Below are 3,752 nucleotides of genomic sequence, written 5' to 3'. Positions count from 1 at the left end.
CTCGACGGGTAAAATCGATGATGGTAGCTTCGTCCATGGTGGTGCGTCCTAAAATGGTTGGTTGGGTGTGTAGCAACACCAATCCAACCAGATGCACCGCCGTCATTCAAATCGCCCGGACACCAGATTCAGACATAGCTCCACCCCTCAAGAGCACAGGGCCTCGACCCTATAAGACTCCTTTTCCAAAATCCCGTCGCCGACAAGGCGACACCATTTTCAAAATTCAAAAAAGTCCGAGTGTCGAGTGTCGTTATCTCTCCCCTCGACACCCGACACTGACACTGTAGGGCTTAAAATGTATGCGCCGGAGGGCTGGAATGTATGTGCGGGAGGGGAGGAATGTATGTGCGGGAGGGTGTGAGTGTATTCTTGAATATTGGAAATATACATAATAACCATACACTATGAGAGAAATTTCAGTCCCATCGTCTGTCCTCGCGCTCCGCTCTGATCAGTCTTTGACGCCTGCCATGGTGTCGGCTGTTTGGGAGATCGCGGCCGCTCTGGACGAGCAGCGCGTCCCCGCCCATGTCGAAACGGCTCACTGGCTGCATGTGCCGACATCGCGGCTACGCGGTGAAGGCTCGCGGTCGGATAATGTGTGGCTGCGCGAATGTCTGGACCGGCTGACCGGGGTTAAGTTATCGGGCGAACACAAAGGCGACCCGTGGGGAGCTGTGGTGCTCGCAGAATGGCGGATCGTGGAGGGCGGCGCGATGGCCCACCTGTTGATCCCGCCAGCCGGCATCCACGCGCTTCGCAGTCCAGCTAGCTTTGCCAAGATCGAAGCTCATGCCGCGCATCGGCTGACCGGCCATGGGCGCCAGCTCTACGCGCTGCTCGCCGACAAAAAGCGCCTTGGCAGACCGTACTGGACCTACACGCTGGACGAACTGCGCGCGCTCATGGGCGTGGACGACAAAAAGGCGTATCGGGTATGGGGGGCTTTTGCTCGATCTGTACTCCAGCCTGCGATTTCTGCGATCAACGACTACGGTACGGTGCATGTGACGATGACGCCGGAGCGCCGGGGTCGCTCGATCCATGCAGTCCGTTTCGACTGGCAGTGGAAGGACCCGCACGATGCTACGGAAACCGCCTTGGAAACCGAGCGTCACAGCGCGACCAGGCGTCGGGCTCAAGATGCGCCGCCAATGATTGAGGCCGAAAAGCAACCCACTGAAGCGCTTGACTGGTGGCACGGCCTCACCAGCGAAGACCGTCAAACGTATGCTGCCGGCGTGAGTCAGGTGCTCTCGGTTGGCGGCAAGACGTTTGCCCGGGCGGATCGCGACATTGCAGCGGACGCTTACAAGAGCTTTCTTGAGGCAGGAGTGGCCACCTCGAGCCTGCGGTGATGCAGGCAGGCCCAAGAGGTCCGAGCCCCTCAAAACAAAAACGCCCCGACACATAAGCCGGGACGTTTGGATCAGTTTATCTGCGCAGTGAAGGCAGGAGGAGATGCCTCAGTCTTGGGCGAGGGGATAAAACCCATCAAACGTCACCTGGTCCTTAATTCTGAAGGAGGGAGTCGACGGAAGGCGGTCTCTCGGTAGATACCTCAGCACCGCCCAATTCATCCCGGATCTTTGCACTATTGAAGTTCCCTGAAAGAAGAACGCTTGGCAAACGATCACTGCCCAAGACGCTTGGCAAACGATCACTGTTTAGCTTAGACGGATGCACTTCGACAGGCACAGGCATCTGCTGAAGGAGGTGGTGCAACTCACCTCCTTGCCCATTATCGCGGCCATCAGACACCTCGGTGCCAGAGAGTGGCATGTCGCGGTCGTTGATTGCCCGTTTGCATCTATCGGCAATTTGCGCGTACGTCATGTGCTTCGCACCGGCAACCCGGGGCTTCTTAAGCACGTCCCCCGGAGCGGTGTGTTCAGAATCACTTTTTTTAAGCGTCTTCACCGCCGTAAGGAGTTTGGCTTGGTTCACCCCAAGCTGACGCGCCGTCGGCTTTCGCACCCAGGAGACCGCACGGTTTGCGAATTTTTTAGCGCCGTTCACCACGGAGGTCACCGCACCCATAATCTTCGAAGCGATTCCGATTACGGGTGAGATTACGGGCGCGATTGGTTGTAATGCGGGATGAATAGCCATGATTTTTCCTTTTTGCTACTTCAACTATAACAAGCTGACCCGCCCTCAGTGCGTACTGTTTAGCACTCTCTGCCGCTATTTCCCTGGTGCACGAAATCCCGTCGCCGACAAGGCGACACCGTTCTCTCGTGCCTCAAGGCCGGGCCGAAGCCTCATTTGGGCGCTCCATCTGAGCCCTTTAAGCACTGAGTTGAGCATCAACTCGTAAGTGCCCCCTTGTCGATTTTTTCCGCTACTGCGATCGCCAAGGTTGGGGTCCTGAGTTTGATTGCTACAGCTTGAGCTTCCGATCCAGGTTTGGATCGGAAAATGAGTTCGCTTCGCTCACGCATGTTTATGCTCCTCACGGGATGCACTCACCACACACCTGACCACCGGCCTGACGCTCGTTTGGGGCGGCTCTGGCCCGTGGACAGCTATGCACTGAGTGCACCCGTTCCGGGGCTGTATAGATCATAAGAAGGACCCAAAAAAAAGATTATTAAAATCAATGACTTACAGATCCTGACCGGCAATAGCTATTGCCGGTCAAATGCCGGTGGTTAGGCAGTAGGTTGCCGGTTACTGGAATTATGCATCCAATTTTAGGAGTTGAATGACTTCCAGTAACAAGTAACTGAACCTCCAATAAATGGAGGTACGCGACCTTGTCGAAACGACTACAGCCCCCCACCGGGCAACCGGTGGGGCAATGGGTGTAGCGCGACATTGCAGGTGAAGGTTCAGCGACATCGCCGGTGACGGGATTCGACCGCGACGTATCAGTTTTGGTTCATCCTTTCTTTGGTTTCAAGTTTGATGTCGTTTATCGATGTCGCTGATCGTCACCGGTTTTGTGTCGTTGCTTGTTTCGCCGGCTTTCGCGGTGTCGCAGAGCGCGTTGTTGCATAAATCCGCTTTGTGGCCTACGTGGTTGGCGTTGTCTCCCTTCTGATGATTTGTGAATGCCGTTCAAACAGGCCCCATCGGAAGGTTTGTGCGTAGGATTACTCTAAGGAAGAACTTTCCGCGAACACAATCAGGTTCCCCAGTCTCTGGCTGGCGTGATGTTCAGGGGTCGCGCAATTTTGCGGTCTTCGGCTCCAGAATGCCAATCGAAATCGCCGGATAGGCTGACATGCTCCCACCCGAGGGGTGATGTGTGGGCAAGCAGCTTGGCATCGTAGAGCGGGCTGGTTTGCGCGAGGTGCTTGGCGGCCTTGTCCATGTAGAGCGTGTTCCAGAACGTGATGGCGGTGATGACGAGGTTGAGCGCCATGGCCCGCTTCTGTTGGGCGGCGTCAGAGCGATCATGAATACGCCCTTGTGAGTGGGCAAAGACGGCCCGCGCCAGCGAGTGTCGCGCTTCACCCTTGTTGAGGCCTGCGTGGCATTCCATGCGCAGGTCGGCATTTTCGATCCAGTCGAGCATGAAGGAGTTATTGTCAAATCTGGTGTCCAGGCGATTTTCATGCAGCGGCTTGATCCTGGTTTGATGGCTTGATGCCGTTGATGAGGTCGACGCCTTGAATCACGTCTGCGAGATGATGGAAGCCGCGCAGTTTACGCCAGCTTTTTTCGGCGCATTGTCCGAGCTTGAACATCATGTTCAACATGCCGTCCCGGCTGAGGCACCCTTTGGTGCGCTTGGTCCGATG

The 3,752-nt window shown here is 56.0% G+C and carries 3 protein-coding genes and 1 pseudogene; 1 reads left to right on the top strand and 3 read right to left on the bottom strand.

Annotation, left to right across the window (positions count from 1 at the left end; translation table 11 throughout):
• Positions 1–407 precede the first annotated feature (407 nt).
• Positions 408–1,361: a replication initiation protein gene (locus tag ABJZ52_RS19020; protein ID WP_348192207.1), complete on the top strand. Its 954-nt coding sequence runs from the start codon at positions 408–410 to the stop codon at positions 1,359–1,361.
• Positions 1,362–1,515: 154 nt separating this feature from the next.
• On the opposite strand, the gene ABJZ52_RS19015 is transcribed toward ABJZ52_RS19020, so the two are convergent.
• From ABJZ52_RS19015 to ABJZ52_RS19005, 3 genes and pseudogenes are all read right to left on the bottom strand, one after another.
• Positions 1,516–2,115 (bottom strand): hypothetical protein, encoded by a 600-nt coding sequence (locus ABJZ52_RS19015; protein WP_348192205.1) that lies wholly within the window; start codon positions 2,113–2,115, stop codon positions 1,516–1,518.
• 1,018 nt (positions 2,116–3,133) lie between these two features.
• Positions 3,134–3,526 carry a Tn3 family transposase gene (locus tag ABJZ52_RS19010; RefSeq protein WP_348192202.1) on the bottom strand — a complete coding sequence of 131 codons (393 nt, stop codon included), beginning with the start codon at positions 3,524–3,526 and terminating at the stop codon, positions 3,134–3,136.
• Positions 3,527–3,563: 37 nt separating this feature from the next.
• A pseudogene (locus tag ABJZ52_RS19005) lies at positions 3,564–3,752 on the bottom strand (IS256 family transposase); the annotation flags it as partial.

This window comes from Roseibium sp. (assembly GCF_039982295.1).
Taxonomy (GTDB): Bacteria; Pseudomonadota; Alphaproteobacteria; order Rhizobiales; family Stappiaceae; genus Roseibium.
Note: the sequence above shows the minus strand (reverse complement) of the source record. Positions and strands in the feature narration are given on the sequence as shown.

Bases quoted from the DNA above. Each gene is read 5' to 3' on its own strand.
- ABJZ52_RS19020 (WP_348192207.1), top strand. From the start codon at position 408: ATGAGAGAAATTTCAGTCCCATCGTCTGTCCTCGCGCTCCGCTCTGAT.
- ABJZ52_RS19015 (WP_348192205.1), bottom strand. From the start codon at position 2,115: ATGGCTATTCATCCCGCATTACAACCAATCGCGCCCGTAATCTCACCC.
- ABJZ52_RS19010 (WP_348192202.1), bottom strand. From the start codon at position 3,526: ATGCTCGACTGGATCGAAAATGCCGACCTGCGCATGGAATGCCACGCA.